Here is a 16,498-nt window from a genome sequence, read left to right on the forward strand (position 1 = left end):
CCCCGCTCCCGGCCCTCACGACCTGGCAGCATGGCGGGGTGACATCAGCAACGCATTCCACCCTCTTCCCTCAGGTCCCCGACTCCGCCGACGCCGTCCTGGACGGGCTCGACCCCGAGCAGCGCGAGGTCGCCGTGGCTCTCCAGGGACCGGTCTGCGTGCTGGCCGGAGCCGGTACGGGCAAGACCCGGGCGATCACGCACCGCATCGCCTACGGGGTGCGGGCCGGGATCCTCCAGCCGACCAGCGTGCTGGCCGTCACGTTCACCAACCGCGCCGCCGGGGAGATGCGCGGACGCCTCCGCCAACTCGGCGCGGAGGGCGTCCAGGCCCGCACGTTCCACTCCGCGGCCCTCCGCCAGCTCCAGTACTTCTGGCCGAAAGCAGTCGGCGGCGACCTGCCCCGGCTGCTGGAGCGCAAGGTCCAGCTCGTCGCCGAGGCCGCCACCCGCTGCCGCATCCGCCTCGACCGCACCGAGCTGCGCGATGTCACCGGCGAGATCGAATGGGCCAAGGTCACCCAGACCGTCCCCGCCGACTACCCGGCCGTCGTCGCCAAGTCCCAGCGCGAGGCCCCGCGCGACCCCGCCGAGATCTCCCAGGTCTACGCGATGTACGAGCAGCTGAAGCGCGACCGCTCGGTGATCGACTTCGAGGACGTCCTGCTCCTCACCGTCGCCGTCCTCCAGGACCGCCACGACATCGCCGACCACGTCCGCCGCCAGTACCAGCACTTCGTGGTCGACGAGTACCAGGACGTCAGCCCGCTCCAGCAGCGGCTCCTGGACCTCTGGCTCGGTGACCGGGACAGCCTCTGCGTCGTCGGCGACGCCAGCCAGACGATCTACTCCTTCACCGGAGCCACCCCGGACCACCTGCTGAACTTCCGCACCCGCCACCCCGGGGCCACCGTCGTCAAGCTCGTCCGGGACTACCGCTCCACCCCGCAGGTCGTCCACCTGGCCAACGGACTGCTCTCCCAGGCCAGCGGCCGGGCCGCCGAGCACCGCCTCGCCCTGGTCTCGCAGCGCGAGCCCGGCCCCGAGCCCTCCTACGTGGAGTACGCGGACGAGCCCGCCGAGGCCGAGGGCACCGCCCGCCGCATCCGCGATCTGATCGCCGCCGGCGTCCCGGCCGGCGAGATCGCCGTGCTCTTCCGGGTCAACGCGCAGTCCGAGGTCTACGAGCAGGCCCTCGCGGACGCCGGCGTGCCCTACCAGCTCCGGGGCGCGGAGCGGTTCTTCGAACGCGCCGAGGTGCGCGAGGCGGGAGTGGCCCTGCGCGGCGCGGCACGCGCCGGTTCCAACGACTCCCTGCTGGACGACGCCGAGGGGCTGCCCTCCGAGGTGCGCGCCGTGCTCTCGGCCCTGGGCTGGAGCGCCGAGCCGCCCGCCGGATCGGGAGCGGTGCGTGACCGCTGGGAGTCCCTGGCCGCCCTGGTCCGGCTTGCCGAGGACTTCGAACGGGCCAGGCCCGGAGCCACCCTCTCCGACCTTGTCGCCGAACTCGACGCACGGGCCGCGGCCCAGCACGCCCCCACCGTCCAGGGCGTCACCCTGGCCTCCCTGCACTCGGCCAAGGGCCTGGAGTGGGACGCCGTGTTCCTGGTCGGGCTCACCGAGGGCATGATGCCGATCACCTACGCCAGGACGGACGAGCAGATCGAGGAGGAGCGCCGGCTCCTCTACGTCGGCGTCACCCGGGCCCGTCTCCACCTCGGCCTGTCCTGGTCGCTGGCCCGCTCGCCCGGCGGCCGGGCGAGCCGTCGCCCCAGCCGGTTCCTGAACGGGCTGCGCCCCGGTTCGACGGCCCCCGGCGGCCGCGCCGCAGCCGTCGGCGGCGGGGGCGTCGAGCGCCCGGCCGGTGCGGCCCGGCGCCGGCAGCGCGGGCCCGCGCGGTGCCGGGTCTGCGGCAGGACCCTGACCGACGCCGGTGAGATGAAGCTGATGCGCTGCGACGACTGCCCGTCCGACATGGACGAGGCGCTGTACGAGCGGCTGCGGGACTGGCGCGCCGTCCGCGCCGGCGAGATCGGCCAGCCCGCCTACTGCGTGTTCACCGACAAGACCCTGATGGCCATCGCGGAGGCCGTGCCCGGCACCGAGGGCGAGCTGGCCGGGATCTCCGGGGTCGGCGCGCGGAAGCTGGGCCGGTTCGGCGCCGCCGTGCTGGACATCTGCGCAGGTGGAGACGGGTTCGATCGGTCCGAGGAGGATGACGGCGAGGAGTGAGAAAAACTCGTCGGAAAAATAGTTTGCGCCCGCCCCAGTCATCACCATAGGTTCTTAACCACGGGAACAGCGGCTTCTCTGAAGCCCGGATCCTGTGCTGTACTTATCCGAATACGCAGGACCGGTTCACCCGGTCCCCCGAGACGCCGAGAGGAGGCGATTGAAGTGATCAGCATCATCGAGACCAACAAAATGACCGATCTCTCGGTCGTCTCCGCCTGCTCGCTCGGCCTCGCCTGCTCCAAGGATGTCTCGCTGCGCGGCACCGGTCTGTCCGGCATTCCTGCCTTCGGTCCGCTGTCTCTGTCGAGCCTTCCCGTGCGGGAGCGCAATGAGCGACCGGCCCAGGCACCGGCAGCAGCAGTAGTGAAGGGACAGGCCCAGGCCTATGCCTTTACCGCCGTCGGTGCGGAAGCGGGAGCCGAAGCCGGTCAGAAGATGACGCACCACCACACGATGTGGGCCTTCCGTGGGCCTGAACCCTGGAGTGATCCAGTCTGATCGACGATCAGGCCGGCGCCTTCAGGGCCGCGGAACCCCACTCGGGATCCGCGGCCCTTTTGTTTTGTCCGAACGGACGAGACAGCACGAAGGAGCCTCGGAACAAGCAGGACCTGGTACCAGCCGCCCCCCGGCCAACACGCCGGAAACGACCAGACGAGGACACCACCACCGTGCAACTCGAAGCGCACGCCCCGTCCGTACCGCCTTCCGACACGATCCCCCCGCCCGGCTCCACGGAGGACTCCGCCTTGATCCCCCTCACCGCGCTCACCGCGCTCGACGACGCCATCGAGAACCTCGGCGTACCCGTCCCCTGCCGCTCCTACGACCCGGAGGTCTTCTTCGCCGAGTCGCCGGCCGACGTCGAGTACGCCAAGTCCCTCTGCCGGACCTGTCCGCTCGTCGAGGCCTGCCTCGCCGGCGCCAAGGAGCGCCGCGAGCCCTGGGGCGTCTGGGGCGGTGAGCTCTTCATCCAGGGCGTCGTCGTCGCCCGCAAGCGGCCCCGTGGCCGTCCGCGCAAGAACCCGGTCGCGGCGTGACCGCCGACCTGGGGGTTCCGGCCCCCAAGCACCTGAAGCGCATCGGAACCATCGACCGTCCCCTCACCCACGACCCCCGAAACCAGGCAGCAATGACTCTCCCCACCAGTGAGCCCGTCGGCTCCGCGACACCGGACGTCACCATCATCGGCGCGAACGACTCGCGTCAGAACAGGACCCGTGAGATGCAACTCATCCCAGAAGCCCTGGCTCGTGCCCATATGCACGACCGCCTGCGCGAAGCGGAGTCGGAGCGCCAGGCCCTGCGCCTGGTGGCCGCCCGCCGCATGCAGCGCCGGGCCGAGCGCGCCTCGATGCGCGCCCGCCGCGCGCTCGCCATGGCGGTCATGCACTGACCCGAGCAGGACCGCACACCCGCAGTACCCGCCGGGGCACGGCCGCTCTCCGTGCCCCGGCCCGCACCACCACCCACCGCAGTACCCCTACCGCGGGGCCGGTCCGCTCGGACCGGCCCCGCGGTCGTGTGCGCGGGGCCGGTCCGCCAGGCCCCTCGCTCGTCGGGGACTCGATGCCCGGTGGAGGCGGGCGGGAGCGGGGGCCAAGGAGCCGGCCGCTCTGGAGGCGGGAGCGCGAGGACGGCGTTATCGTCGCGAGATGGACGAGCACCAGCACCCCGGAGAGGCCGGTCCCGACGCCATCGTGTGTGCGCTGTGCGGCGCTCGCGCCGAGAACGGCACCCCGCCCCCGACCTGGCTCTTCTCCGTGGAGAACGGCAGCCGCCGCTACTTCTGCGAGGTGTGCTCCCGCGCCCACATCAGAGCGGTCGAGGGCCGCCTCGACTCGACCTGGTGATGACGTCCGGAGCCCGCCGGGACACCCCGCCGGAGTCCACTCACACCCTGTCCGCCGAGGCCGGAGCCAGCCCCGCCTTCGTCTCCGGTTCGGTGCCCGCGACGGCCGGCTCCGTGTCGGGTTCGGTGTCGGGCTCGTCGGAGGACTCGGCGGCGGTTTGGGTGGCGATTTCCGCAGCGGTTCCCTCGGCGGTTTCGTCCTCCGGCAGGACGAACCCCGGGAGCCAGGACTCCAGTTCGTCGCGCAGCCGGACCGTGGCGCCCAACTGGCACAGCACCCCGATCGTGCTCAGCGTCACCCGGTGTATCAGCAGATAGGAGGGCGGCAGGTTCAACTGCTTGCCCAGCTGATGGGCGGGCGAGCGCGGGTCCGCTATGCGCGCGGCCTGGCTGCGCATCCACCCCCGGGTGAAGGTGAACTCCTCCACCTCGGCCGGCTCGATGATCGGAAGGAGATAGTCGAGCACCGCGTCGGGATCGAGGTCGATGGAGTCCTTGACGAACCCCTCCGCGCGCAGCATCTCGTACACCGCGACGGCGTCACCCCCGAGCGTCAGCCGCAAGGAGTCCCCGATGGGCCGCGGCAGTCCGCCGGGCAGCCGGTCCACCGTCCCGAAGTCCAGCACCCCCAGCCGCCAGCCGTCCATCCCGTCCTGGGGGTCCGCGCCCTCGTCACCGGCCGGAGGCAGCAGCCGGAAGTTCCCCGGGTGCGGGTCCGCGTGCAGCAGCCCGGTGCGCGCCGGGCCCGAGAACAGGAACCGGGCGAGCAACTGCCCGGCCCGGTCCCGCTGCTCGCGGGTTCCCCCGCTGATCACCTCGGCCAGCGGCACTCCCTCGACCCACTCGGTGACCAGCACCTGCTCGCCCTGGTGGACCACCCCGGGGACCACCACATCGGGATCGTCCGCGAACTCCTCGGCGTGCTCCCGCTGCGAGCGCGCCTCCTGCTCGTAGTCCAGCTCCTCGGACACCCGGTCACGCAGCTCCGTGATGAGCGGCTTGATGTCCATGCCCGGAACCAGCGGGCCGAGCAGCCGGGCGAACCGGCTCAGCTGGGTCAGATCGGAGAGCAACGCCTCCCCGGCGCCCGGATACTGCACCTTCACCGCGACGTGGCGGCCGTCGTGCCACACCGCCCGGTGCACCTGGCCGATCGAGGCGGCGGCCGACGGCCTGTCGTCGAACTCCAGGAACAGCTCCCGCCACCCCTCCCCGAGCCGTTCCTCCAGCACCGCGTGGACCGTGGCCGCCGGCAACGGGGGCGCGGCCTCCTGGAGTTTGGTCAGAGCCGCCCGGTACGGTCCGGCGACCTCCTCGGGCAGCGCCGACTCGAAGACGGACAGCGCCTGGCCGAGCTTCATCGCCCCGCCCTTCAACTCGCCCAGCACCTTGAAGAGCTGATCGGCCGTGCGCTGCTGGACCTCGCGGGCCACCAGCTCCGCCGACTTCCCTCCGATGCGCCTGCCCAGCCCCCACGTGGCACGGCCGGCGAAACCCAAGGGCAGCGCGGCCAGTTTGGCGGTACGGGTGACCGCCTTCCGGGGAAGATCAGACATGTGCCCCTCCAATTCCCAGACTGCCGCGCTGCGTGCGGCGGTTACCCGGCCATTGTGTCGTGCGCCGCGCCGGCGCCGGAGGTGCGCACCCCCTCAGTGTGCCCACCCGCGCCACAGGAACAGTCGAGGTGCGCCGCGATCCGTTCCCGCCGCCAGTCCAACAGCGGCAGCGCCGCCTCCCAGCGTGCCCCCGTGCTGCCCGGCAGCTCTCCGTCGAGGAAGGCCAGGGCATGCGCCGCGGCCAGCCCCGCCACCGCCGTCGCCAGGGCGAGATCGCAGGCCTGAACGGTGGAGCGCCGGCCGGACCGCCACTGGGCCACCATCCGGGGCCACTGCGGATCCCGCTCGCGACGTCCCCGGTCGAGGCAGCCCGCACAGGCCGTGCCGCCCGGCAGCACCAGCGGACCGACGAACCCGGTCGCCTCCACGACCCCGGCATAGAGATGCGGGGTGCCGGAGGCGATCCACGGCTCGGCGGTGCCCGGATCGGGGACGTACGCCGTGAAACCGTCACGCGGAGCGACGACGATCAGCGACAGCCCCGGCTCACCGCTCCGCCGGCAGGCGCCCCGGCCCCCGGAGCGGGGTGACGGTCCGGGGGAGGAGCGGCGGACGAGCCGGCCCGCCGCCGCGTCACGGCGCTCTCCGACCGCCGAGGGCGGCAGCCCGCCGGGCGCCACGTCCTGTGGCTCCGCGCATCCGCCGTCCATGACCTCGACCCGGCCGACCCCGGCTCCCGACAGCACCGCCGCGAGCGTGGCACCGACCCGGCCCGCGCCCCGGACCTGGACCCGCATGGAGCGGCGGGCGGCGAGGCGGCGCATCGCACCGCCCGGTTCGGGATGGACGACGGAGAGCGAGGCGAGGTCGGGCCGCCGGCGCTCCAGCGCGTCGGCCCGTGCCCGCAGGGCCTCGGCGTCCGGACCACCCGCCCGCACATCGTCGACGAGCCCCGCTTCCGACAGCCGTCCCACCAGCGTGTCCACATGGTGATCGCTCAGGTCGAGCGCTCTGGCCTCCTCGCGCAGCAGCGGCATGCCGCGCGTTCCGTCGAGAAGTTCCAGGAAACAGCCCGTCGCCCCGTCCATCGGGCCGACCTTCACGGCGTGCGCGGGTGTCACGCCGAATTGCACGGTTCCGTTGCCGCGCCAGGCGCGACGCAATGCGGGTTTCAACATCGGATGCACGGCTTCCCCCGGTCTGTGCGGCTGTGCGAGATCCATTGCCAGAATGCGACGGACCGGGGAAGCGCGGGAAAAGTTGTCCACAGGCGAGGGGTATTAGTCGTTCAAATGGTGCAAGGCTCGGGACGGATCATGGGCGAACCGTCCCGGAGGCGGGACTTCCCCCACGTACAGCGGGTAACGTCGAGGCGTGCCCGCCGACCCGTCACCCGGCTTCGGGGAGACTTCCGCGCGCCGCGCCGGAACCCACCGGCGCAGCGCGGCCGACCACCAGCCCCGTGCGTCGGCGACGAGCGCGGTCGAGGTCCGCAGGAGCACCCGCCGCAGCAGAACGGTCTCCGCGTACCGGGAGGGCGACCGCACGATCGTGCTGATCCCGGCCCGGATGTCCGAGGCCGAGGAGCAGCGCTGGGTGAGCGTGATGCTCGACAAGCTCGCCGCCCAGGAGAACAAGCGCATCCTCGGTGACACCGAGCTGGCCGAGCGCGCGGAGCGGCTGTCCGCCCAGTACTTCGACGGCCGTGCCCGGCCCGTGTCGGTGCGCTGGGTCACCAATCAGAACACCCGCTGGGGCTCGTGCACCCCCGCCGAGGGCAGCATCCGCCTCTCGCACCGGCTGCAGGGCATGCCGGAGTACGTCGTCGACTACGTCCTCGTCCACGAGCTGGCGCATCTGCTGGTTCCCGGGCACGGCCCGCGGTTCTGGCGGCTGCTCGACGCCTATCCCCGCACCGAGCGGGCGCGGGGCTATCTGGAAGGGGTCGTGGCGGCCGAACGGCTGCCCCACCTGCCCGCCGCGCGCGGCGAGTGACGTTCGCGATTCTGTACCGGGTCGGTACCGGCTTGGTCCGGTGCCCGAGTTTGCGGTTAGCCTGGCGCGACGCATTCACCTTCCGGATGGGGGACGGTCGTTACGCATGGCCAGGGAATTCCAACGCGGCCACAAGGCCAAGATCAGTGATCTGACACCGGGGACGGACCTGTACGTAGGGGTGCAGATCGCCGGCCCGGGGCTGTCCTTCGACATCAGCTGCTTCGGCCTGGACGCCAATGAGCAGCTGTCCGACGACCGTTATTTCATCTTCTTCAACCAGCCGAAATCGCCCGAGGAGTCCATTCAGCTGCTCGGCGCCCAGGCCGGTGACACGGAGTCCTTCCGCGTCACGCTGGACCGCATTCCGGCGAACATCCACAAGCTCTCCTTCACCGCGACGGTGGACGGCGCCGGGCAGATGTCGCAGGTCGGGCCCGGGTACATCCGGATCGTGGCGGGCGGCGAGGAAGTGGTGCGGTACGCGTTCACCGGCGCGGAGTTCACCACCGAGCGCGCGGTGATGCTGGGTGACTTCTATCTCAAGGACGTCTGGCGGTTCGCCGCCGTCGGCCAGGGCTTCGACGGCGGTCTCGAGGCCCTCCTGAAGAACTTCGGCGGCGAGGTCGCCGAGGAGGAGGCCCCCGCCGCCCCGCAGCCGCAGTCCGCCGCCCCGGGGTTCGCCCCGCCCGCGCAGGCCGCGGCGCCGCCCGCGTTCGGTGCCCCGGCCGCCCCGGCGCCCGCCGCGCCGCAGGCCCCGCAGCCCGCTCCGTCCTTCGGTGCCCCCGCGGCCCCGGCCGCCCCGGCGCCCGCGCAGCAGCCGATGCACGCGGCGCCGACGATCGCGGCGCCCCTGGCCCCGCAGGGCGGCAGCGTCCCGCCCCCGCCGCCGCCCGCCCCGTACGGACAGCAGCCTCCGCAGCAGTTCGGGCAGGTCCCGCCGCAGGCGCCCGCCGCCTTCGGCCAGCCCGCCCCCGCTCCGTACGGCCAGCCGGCCCCGGCTCCGTACGGCCAGCAGCCGCTCGGCATGCCGCCGCAGGGCATGCCCCCTCAGGGGATGCCCCCGATGGGCATGCCGCAAGGGGTGCCGCAGACCGGCGCCGGACTGGTCGCCGCGCTCCAGCCGTACAAGGAGACCCCGACCGGTCAGCGCTGGACCCCGCAGAACCAGAAGCTCATGCGCGTCGACCTCACCGTCGGCGGCGCCGGGGTGCTGGCCCGCCAGGGCAGCATGGTGATGTACCAGGGCAAGGTCGACTTCTCCTACAAGGGCGCGGGCTTCGCGGGCCGGATCGTCGGCAACGCCACCGGCCAGGAGATGCAGCTGATGCGCTGTACCGGCCGCGGCCAGGTCTTCCTCGCCGAGGACGCCTCGCATCTGCACTCCATCGAGCTCCAGGGCGACGGCATCTGCGTCTCCGCGGAGAACGTCCTCGCCTTCGACGAGTCGCTCCAGTACGAGGTCCGCAGGATCGAGGGCCACGGCATCCCCGGCGGCGCCCTGTTCACCATGCAGTTCCAGGGCAGCGGCACCATCGTCGTCAAGACCCACGGCACCCCGGTGGTCCTGCCCGTCACCCCGACCACCTTCGCCGACTGCAACGCCGTGGTGGCGTGGTCCTCGGCCTCCCAGGTGATCATCTCCAGCCAGGTCCGGCTGCGCCGCAACGCCTACCCCGGCCACAGCGGCGAGACCGTGAACCTCCAGTTCCGGGGTGCCCCCGGCAACTTCATCGTCGTCCAGCCCTACGAGGTCTGAGGGAGCCCGTCATGAACCAGCAACTCGCGGGCTACGCCCCGACCCCCGTCACGGCCCGGATGGAGAACCACGGCCATTCGATGCTGAAGGTCGCCATGGCGACCGGCCAGGACCTCTTCGCGCGCACCGGTTCGATGGTCGCGTACGAGGGCTTCATCCAGTACGAGCCCAACCCGCCGGCCGTCCGCCAGATCGCCTCCCAGTGGATCACCGGCGAGGGCATGCCGCTCATGAAGTGCACCGGCGACGGACTGCTCTACCTCGCCGACTACGGCGCCGACATCGTCGTCGTCCACCTCAACAACGAATCGCTCTCGGTCAACGGCACCAACGTCCTCGCCTTCGACGCGAGCCTCACCTGGGGCGTCGAGCGGGTCAAGGGGCTCGCCAAGTTCGCCGGCCAGGGCCTGTGGAACGTGTGCATCTCCGGCAGCGGCTGGGTCGCCATCACCTCGCGCGGCACGCCGATCGTCGTCGACTGCGGGCGCGGCGAGGACGAGACGTATGTCGACCCGGACGCCCTCGTCGCCTGGTCCCCGAACCTGAAGGTGAAGGGAAAGCGCAGCTTCAAGGCGTCCTCCCTCATCGGGCGGGGCAGCGGCGAGGCGTTCCAGATGGCCTTCTCCGGCCAGGGGATCGTCGTCGTCCAGCCGAGCGAGGACAGCACCGACCGGCTGCGCGTCCGGAACTGACGGGGAGGGAGAACACCACCATGCAGAGTTCGCTTTTCGGCTACACGGAACAGCAGTCCCAGGAGCGGTACACCGTTCAGAACCCGCAGCTCCTCAGGGTCGCGCTCACCGGCCAGGACGACGTCCTCGCTCGCAAGGGGGCCATGGTCGCCTACCAGGGGCTGATGGAGTTCGACGGCGAGTACCAGTCGCACGGCCAGCGCCGGGCCCGCGCGAGCACCGGTGAGGGCCTGGACCTGATGCGCTGCTCCGGCCAGGGCACCGTCTTCTTCGCCAACCTCGCGCAGCACGTCCACGTGGTGGACGTCGACCACGACGGTCTGACCGTCGACAGCGCCTACGTCCTCGCGCTCGACTCGTCGCTGCACTTCGAGGTCATCGCGGTGGACAGCCAGTACGGCATCTCCGGCACCGGCAAGTACCAGCTCAACATCTCCGGCACCGGCAAGGTCGCGCTGATGACCTCCGGCCAGCCGCTGATGATGCAGGTGACGCCGGACAAGTACGTCAACGCCGACGCCGACGCGATCGTCGCCTGGTCCAGCTCGCTGCGGGTGCAGATGCAGGCCCAGACGCACTCCTCGGGCGTGTTCCGCCGCCGCGGCAACACGGGCGAGGGCTGGGAGCTGAGCTTCCTCGGACAGGGCTACGCCCTGGTGCAGCCGAGCGAGGTGCTGCCTCCGCAGAGCGCCCAGATCGGACAGGGCCTGCGTGCCCAGTACGGCGTGGGCCAGCAGGGTGCCCACGCGCAGAACCAGGGCAACGCCTGGAACTGAACCACCCGCCCCCGTGTGCGACGGGTGAGCCGGGCGCACGGCGGTGGACGGTAAGGGGCGGTCTCCCAAGAGACCGCCCCTTACCCGTGTCCGAGGTGCCGGTCCTACCGGGCGCCGTCCAGCAGCGCACGCGTCCGTTCCACGAGCCGGACCACCGAGGCGTCCGCCACGGCGGCGACCTCGTCGTAGCCGAACCAGCGCAGGTCCAGCGACTCGTCACTGATTTGCTCGGTCGCACCCGACGGCGCCAGCGCCGCGTACTGCACGTCCAGATGCCAGTGGCACGGTGCCGGGATCGGATGGCGGTCCAGGACCACCGGACCGCCGTCGAGCAGGGTCAGCCCCGGGACACCGGACTCCTCCGAGGCCTCCCGCAGCGCGGCCGCGGCCGGCGTGGCGTCACCGGGCTCGCAGTGGCCGCCCATCTGCAGCCACATCCTCAGCTTCCGGTGCAGCGTGAGCAGCACCTTGCCGCGCTCCGGGTCGACGACCAGGGCGCTGGCCGTCAGGTGCCCGGCCCCGCAGGCCTTCCACATGCCGTCGGGATGGCGCGCCAGATGGTCCAGATAGGCCAGGCGCAGCTCCTCCTGGGCGGCGTCCGCCCCGGTCCCGTACCCCTTCAGTACGAGGACGGCTTCGTCGTACAGGCTCACTTGTCGGTGTCGTCCTTGCCCTTGCCGTGGTCCTCGCCGCCGGTCTCGGCCGGGCCGGGGGCGTCCTCGGGGGAACCGGCCGCGGTCCCGCCCGATCCGCTCGCCGCCTCGCCGAGCATCTTGTCCAGCTCGGAGAAGTCCATCTGTTCGTGGTGGACGAAGCCGTCCGGGTCGTCCAGGTCGTGGGCGGTGGGCAGCATGTCGGGGTGCTCCCACAGCGCGTCGCGCCCGTCGAGCCCGCGCGCGTCCGTGAGCGAGGCCCAGAGCCGCGAGGCGTCCCGCAGCCGCCTCGGCCGCAGCTGGAGGCCGATCAGCGTGGCGAAGGTCTGCTCGGCCGGACCGCCGGAGGCACGACGCCTGCGCATCGTCTCGCGCAGCGCGTCCGCCGAGGTCAGCCGGGACTTCGCGGCCTCGTGCACCACCGCGTCCACCCAGCCCTCCACCAGCGCGAGCGCCGTCTCCAGACGGGCCAGCGCGGCCTTCTGCTCGGGGGTGTCCTCCGGCTGGAACATGCCCTGCTGGAGCGCCTCCTGCAACTGCTCCGGCTGCGAGGGGTCGAACTGGCCGACCACGTCCTCCAGCTTGCTCGTGTCGACCTTGATGCCGCGCGCGTACCCCTCGACCGCACCGAAGAGATGCGAGCGCAGCCACGGCACATGGGCGAAGAGCCGCTGATGGGCCGCCTCGCGCAGGGCCAGGTACAGCCGCACCTCGTCCTGCGGCACGCTCAGGTCCTTGCCGAAGCGCTCGACGTTCAGCGGAAGCAGCGCGGCCTTGCCGGCCGGGCCGAGCGGCAGCCCGATGTCCGTCGAACCGACCACCTCGCCCGCCAGCACGCCGACGGCCTGCCCGATCTGCTGGCCGAACATGGCCCCGCCCATCGAGCGCATCATGCCGATCAGCGGCCCCGCCATCGCCTGCATCTCCTCGGGCAGCACATCGCCCATGGCGAGGCCCACCCGCTCGGCGACCGGGTCGACGAGCTTCTGCCACGCGGGCAGGGACGCCTCCACCCACTCCGCACGGCTCCACGCCACCGTCGACACCGCGCCGGAGGGCATCGAGGTGACCCCGTCCAGCCAGAGATCGGCCAGCCGCAGCGCCTCGTCGACGGAGGCACGCTCCGACGGGCCGACGCTCGCGTCCTTGGTGCCGTCGGAGGTGCCCTGGGAGACCGTCTGGCGCGCGATCTGCTTGGCCATGTCCCAGTTCACGGGACCGCCCTCGTAGCTCAGCATCTGGCCGAGCTGCTGGAAGGCCGCGCCCAGGTCGTTCGGATTCATCGAGCCGAACATGGCGGCGAAGGGGTTGTCACCGCCCGTGCCGGGGCCGAAACCGAACGGGTTCGCCGGACCGCCCGAACCCTGCCCACCTCCGGTGGGGTCGTTCTTCTTGCCCTTGTCGCCGTCGTCCGGCTCCTCCGGCGGAAGGCCGAATCCGAATGGGGTGTCACTCACGGGTTTCCTCGGCTCGTAGGGCCGTCGGTTCTCACCGACGGCGACTGCCCGACATCACCATCCAGCGTAGACACCAAGTCCGCTCGGGGCCTCAGTGCTCCGCCTGCTCCCGGGCTGCGGCAGGATGGACGCCACCTGGTACGCACGCGTCCTTCGGGTACGTACTGAAGACAACCGCTGGAGACGCCCGGTGAGTTCCCCAGATCCACAGGTTCGCGCAGCGCGAAACCTGCCCACTTCCCCCTACGAGGACGAGCCCGAGAAGAAGTCCGCCTCCCACCGGTCCAGAAGCCGCGGCCCGGTCGTGGCCGTCACCGGAGCCGCGACGGGTGTCGGTGAGCTGCTCACCGCCCGCCTCGCGGCCTCCGAGGAGATCAAGCAGGTCGTCGCCATCGACGAGCGGCGCGGCGAGGTCTCCGACGCGACCTGGCACATCCTCGACGTGCGCGATCCCGCCATCGCGGAGAAGCTGCGCGGCGCCGACGTCGTCGTGCACCTGGCGCTCGATCTGGACCTGGAGACCGACCCCGCCGCCCGCACCGCCTACAACGTGCGCGGCACCCAGACCGTGCTGACGGCGGCGGCCGCCGCCGGTGTCCACCGCGTCGTGCTGTGCACCTCGGCGATGGTCTACGGGGCCCTGCCCGACAACGACGTGCCCCTCGCCGAGGACGCCGAGCTGCGGGCCACCGCCGAGGCGACCGGCGTCGGCGACCTGCTGGAGATCGAACGGCTCGGCCGCCGCGCCCCCCGCGCCCACCCAGGCCTCCAGGTCACCGTGGTCCGCCCCACGGTCCTGGTCGGCGGCACGGACACGGCGCTGACCCGCTACTTCGAGTCCCCGCGCCTCCTGGTCGTCGCCGGATCGCGTCCCACCTGGCAGTTCTGCCATGTGGACGATCTGGTCACGGCGCTGGAGTACGCCGCCCTGGAGAAGATCGACGGGGAGTTCGCCGTGGGCTGCGACGGCTGGCTCGAACAGGAGGAGGTCGAGGAGATCAGCGGCGTCCGCCGCATGGAGCTGCCCTCCGCCGTCGCGCTGGGCGCGGCCGCCCGGCTGCACCGGATCGGTCTGACCCCGTCCCCGGCGGGCGACCTCGCCTACACCATGCATCCCTGGGTGGTCAGCGTCAGCAGGCTGCACGACGTGGGCTGGCGCCCGGCCTGGACGAACGAGGAGGTGCTGGCCGCGCTCCTCGAAGAGGTCGAGGGCCGCCACACCGTCGCCGGCCGCCGTCTCGGCCGCAAGGACGCCACCGCGGCCGGAGCCGCAGGCGCGACCGTGGCCCTGCTCGGCACCGCGGCCCTGGTGCGCCGCGCCCGCAAGGCCCGCCGGCGCATCTGAGGCGCGCTCCCCGCAGGGGGAGCCGCGAGCGGCCGGGGCCCTCCGCGGGAGCTGTAGGAGGCTCCAAGGCGGAGGGCGGCCCGCCGGGCGAAAGCGCTATTCCGCGTTGTCCGAGGCGTACGGCACGATGGACTCCATGGCACCCACGCATGACCATCCCGGCGAGCACGCGGCACAGGACCCGATCCGGCTGCTGGAGATCCGCGACACCCCGCTCTCCGTCGACGAGGTCTTCCGGGCCGTCGGGGACGACGCCGCCGGCGGCATGGCGCTCTTCGTCGGCACCGTGCGCAATCACGACGGCGGCCAGGACGTCGGGGCGCTGGGCTATTCGTGCCACCCCTCGGCCCGGGACGAGATGCGCCGGGTGGCGGAGAAGGTCGCCGCCGACTTCCCGGTCCGGGCGATGGCCGCGGTCCACCGGGTGGGTGAACTGGCGGTGGGCGATCTCGCGGTCGTCGTGGCGGTCTCCTGCCCGCACCGCGCGGAGGCCTTCGAGGCCTGCCGCAGACTCATCGACGACCTCAAGCACGAGGTCCCCATCTGGAAGCACCAGCGCTTCTCGGACGGCACCGAGGAGTGGGTCGGCGCCTGCTGATCGCCGGCCGTGCGGGGCGGCGGCCACCCCGATTTGCGTAACCGCCCCCCTGCCGTGAGCGTTGGTCCTGCAGATGGTTAATCTGCTGATCGTTCAGTTGCGGTCGCTCATGGGGTAGGGAGGTCGTGATGGCAGCACTCGCCTGGTTGTTGATTCCGCTTTTCGCTGCGTTCGGTGCCGCGATATGGGGGAGCTGGGCTGCCCGTAATCGTACGACCGGCGATGTCACCGAACTCGCCGGTTATGCCCGGTTCCGCGAGGCGATGGAGAAGTCGCACTCCGGTTCCGAGCCTGTCGAGCAGATATCGAACGTCTGACGCCATCCTCGGCGTACGCAGTCGCCAATCAGCGATTCGTTTGTCCGCCGTCGCGGCAGTACCGCGCCCTCGCCGGCCGCGGCCGCCGCTTCCCGTACGGACCGGCCCCGACGGTGCACGGGCGGGCCCTTCCCGTACTGTCGTTCCATGCCACGCCGCACCGCGACGATGCTCGCCTCCACCCTGATCCTCATCGCGCTCCTCTGTGCGGGCGTGCTGATCAAGGTTCCGTACTCGGAGATGTCCCCCGGACCGACCGTGAACACGCTCGGCGACGTCGACGGTGAACCCGTGCTGCAGATCACCGGCCACAAGACCTACGAGACCTCCGGCAACCTCAACATGACGACGGTCAGGGTCACGGGCGCCGACTACCACATGAACCTCGTCGAGGCCGTCTACGGATGGCTGGCCCACGACAGCGTCGTGGTCCCGCACGACACGCTCTACCCGAACGGCAAGACCGAGGAGCAGTCGACGCAGGAGAACGCCGAGGAGTTCAGCCAGTCCCAGGAGAGCGCCAAGGTCGCGGCCCTCACCGAACTCGGCATCCCGGTGAAGTCCCGGGTCGTGGTCTCCAGCGTCATCAAGGACAGCCCCGCGCAGGGCAGACTGCACGCGGGCGATGTGATCAGGAACGTCGACGGCACGGCCGTCGAGCAGCCCGAGGACGTGGCGAAGCTCGTCACCCGCCACCAGCCCGGTCAGGACGTCACCTTCACCATCGTCCCGGCCAAGACCGCGGCGGCGGCCGAGAAGGCCGGCAAGGAGCCCGAGGGCACCGAGAAGGTCGTCATCACCACGGAGAAGGCCCCCAAGGAGAACCGGGCGATCGTCGGCATCCAGGCGGGGACCGACCACACCTTCCCGTTCAGGATCGACATCAAGCTCGCCGACGTCGGCGGCCCCAGTGCCGGCCTGATGTTCTCCCTCGGGATCGTCGACAAACTGACCCCGGGACAGCTGACCGGCGGCAAGTTCGTCGCCGGCACCGGCACGATCGACGACAAGGGCAAGGTCGGCCCGATCGGCGGGATCAACATGAAGCTCGTCGGCGCGCGGGACGCGGGCGCCCGCTACTTCCTCACCCCCGACGAGAACTGCGAGGCGGCCGCCTCCGACACCCCCGACGGGCTCACCCTGGTCAAGGTCAAGACCATCGACGACGCCAAGAAGTCGCTGGACCTGATCCGCACCGGGGACACGGACGGCCTGCCGAGTTGCTCGGCGGGCTGACCGCGCCCCCGCGCGGCGGGGACGGGAC

The 16,498-nt window shown here is 71.7% G+C and carries 17 protein-coding genes; 13 read left to right on the forward strand and 4 right to left on the reverse strand.

Going from position 1 to position 16,498, the window contains the following annotated elements; all coding sequences use genetic code 11:
* Positions 1–38 precede the first annotated feature (38 nt).
* The 5 genes from ACFVDM_RS08265 (at position 39) to ACFVDM_RS08285 (ending at position 4,087) form a co-directional block, all read left to right on the forward strand.
* Positions 39–2,231 carry an ATP-dependent DNA helicase UvrD2 gene (locus tag ACFVDM_RS08265; protein ID WP_383634736.1) on the forward strand — a complete coding sequence of 731 codons (2,193 nt, stop codon included), beginning with the start codon at positions 39–41 and terminating at the stop codon, positions 2,229–2,231.
* Between the two features lie 165 nt (positions 2,232–2,396).
* Positions 2,397–2,732 (forward strand): hypothetical protein, encoded by a 336-nt coding sequence (locus tag ACFVDM_RS08270; RefSeq protein ID WP_383634738.1) that lies wholly within the window; start codon positions 2,397–2,399, stop codon positions 2,730–2,732.
* A 173-nt stretch (positions 2,733–2,905) separates the two neighbouring features.
* Positions 2,906–3,274 carry a WhiB family transcriptional regulator gene (locus ACFVDM_RS08275; protein ID WP_383634740.1) on the forward strand — a complete coding sequence of 123 codons (369 nt, stop codon included), beginning with the start codon at positions 2,906–2,908 and terminating at the stop codon, positions 3,272–3,274.
* Positions 3,271–3,630 (forward strand): hypothetical protein, encoded by a 360-nt coding sequence (locus ACFVDM_RS08280; RefSeq protein ID WP_383634742.1) that lies wholly within the window; start codon positions 3,271–3,273, stop codon positions 3,628–3,630. The genes ACFVDM_RS08275 and ACFVDM_RS08280 overlap by 4 nt, the downstream gene beginning before the upstream one ends.
* A gap of 259 nt (positions 3,631–3,889) precedes the next feature.
* Positions 3,890–4,087 (forward strand): hypothetical protein, encoded by a 198-nt coding sequence (locus tag ACFVDM_RS08285; protein WP_383634744.1) that lies wholly within the window; start codon positions 3,890–3,892, stop codon positions 4,085–4,087.
* A 40-nt stretch (positions 4,088–4,127) separates the two neighbouring features.
* Here ACFVDM_RS08285 and ACFVDM_RS08290 read toward each other — a convergent pair whose 3' ends face one another.
* Positions 4,128–5,642: an ABC1 kinase family protein gene (locus ACFVDM_RS08290; RefSeq protein ID WP_383634746.1), complete on the reverse strand. Its 1,515-nt coding sequence runs from the start codon at positions 5,640–5,642 to the stop codon at positions 4,128–4,130.
* 41 nt (positions 5,643–5,683) lie between these two features.
* Complete coding sequence (locus ACFVDM_RS08295; RefSeq protein WP_383634748.1) at positions 5,684–6,829, reverse strand: ThiF family adenylyltransferase; 1,146 nt, start codon at positions 6,827–6,829, stop codon at positions 5,684–5,686.
* A gap of 187 nt (positions 6,830–7,016) precedes the next feature.
* Here ACFVDM_RS08295 and ACFVDM_RS08300 point away from each other — a divergent pair, with 187 nt between their 5' ends.
* From ACFVDM_RS08300 to ACFVDM_RS08315, 4 genes are all read left to right on the forward strand, one after another.
* Positions 7,017–7,637 (forward strand): M48 family metallopeptidase, encoded by a 621-nt coding sequence (locus tag ACFVDM_RS08300; RefSeq protein WP_383634750.1) that lies wholly within the window; start codon positions 7,017–7,019, stop codon positions 7,635–7,637.
* 106 nt (positions 7,638–7,743) lie between these two features.
* On the forward strand, positions 7,744–9,396 hold the full coding sequence (locus ACFVDM_RS08305; RefSeq protein ID WP_383634752.1) for a TerD family protein: 1,653 nt from the start codon (positions 7,744–7,746) through the stop codon (positions 9,394–9,396).
* A gap of 11 nt (positions 9,397–9,407) precedes the next feature.
* A complete protein-coding gene (locus ACFVDM_RS08310; protein ID WP_383634754.1) occupies positions 9,408–10,088 on the forward strand; it encodes an AIM24 family protein in 681 nt (226 codons plus the stop codon).
* A gap of 20 nt (positions 10,089–10,108) precedes the next feature.
* Positions 10,109–10,864, forward strand: a complete 756-nt coding sequence (locus ACFVDM_RS08315) for an AIM24 family protein (protein WP_383634756.1) — start codon at positions 10,109–10,111, stop codon at positions 10,862–10,864.
* A gap of 104 nt (positions 10,865–10,968) precedes the next feature.
* Here ACFVDM_RS08315 and ACFVDM_RS08320 read toward each other — a convergent pair whose 3' ends face one another.
* Positions 10,969–11,517, reverse strand: coding sequence for an NUDIX hydrolase (locus ACFVDM_RS08320; protein ID WP_383634758.1), 549 nt, complete (start codon positions 11,515–11,517; stop codon positions 10,969–10,971).
* The gene (locus tag ACFVDM_RS08325; RefSeq protein ID WP_383634759.1) at positions 11,514–12,974 is read right to left on the reverse strand and encodes a zinc-dependent metalloprotease; all 1,461 of its coding nucleotides are present in this window, start codon (positions 12,972–12,974) and stop codon (positions 11,514–11,516) included. Before ACFVDM_RS08325 ends, ACFVDM_RS08320 begins: the two co-directional genes overlap by 4 nt.
* A 190-nt stretch (positions 12,975–13,164) precedes the next feature.
* Between ACFVDM_RS08325 and ACFVDM_RS08330 the strand changes: the two genes are divergently transcribed.
* The 4 genes from ACFVDM_RS08330 (at position 13,165) to ACFVDM_RS08345 (ending at position 16,470) form a co-directional block, all read left to right on the forward strand.
* On the forward strand, positions 13,165–14,319 hold the full coding sequence (locus tag ACFVDM_RS08330) for an SDR family oxidoreductase (RefSeq protein ID WP_383634761.1): 1,155 nt from the start codon (positions 13,165–13,167) through the stop codon (positions 14,317–14,319).
* A gap of 136 nt (positions 14,320–14,455) precedes the next feature.
* Positions 14,456–14,917 carry a molybdenum cofactor biosynthesis protein MoaE gene (locus ACFVDM_RS08335; protein ID WP_383634763.1) on the forward strand — a complete coding sequence of 154 codons (462 nt, stop codon included), beginning with the start codon at positions 14,456–14,458 and terminating at the stop codon, positions 14,915–14,917.
* A 128-nt stretch (positions 14,918–15,045) separates the two neighbouring features.
* Positions 15,046–15,234, forward strand: coding sequence for a hypothetical protein (locus ACFVDM_RS08340; protein WP_123523681.1), 189 nt, complete (start codon positions 15,046–15,048; stop codon positions 15,232–15,234).
* Between the two features lie 147 nt (positions 15,235–15,381).
* The gene (locus ACFVDM_RS08345) at positions 15,382–16,470 is read left to right on the forward strand and encodes a PDZ domain-containing protein (protein ID WP_383634765.1); all 1,089 of its coding nucleotides are present in this window, start codon (positions 15,382–15,384) and stop codon (positions 16,468–16,470) included.
* The last annotated feature ends 28 nt before the right edge of the window (positions 16,471–16,498 follow it).

Origin of the sequence: Streptomyces sp. NPDC057682, assembly GCF_042799575.1 — a bacterium.
GTDB lineage: Bacteria > Actinomycetota > Actinomycetes > Streptomycetales > Streptomycetaceae > Streptomyces.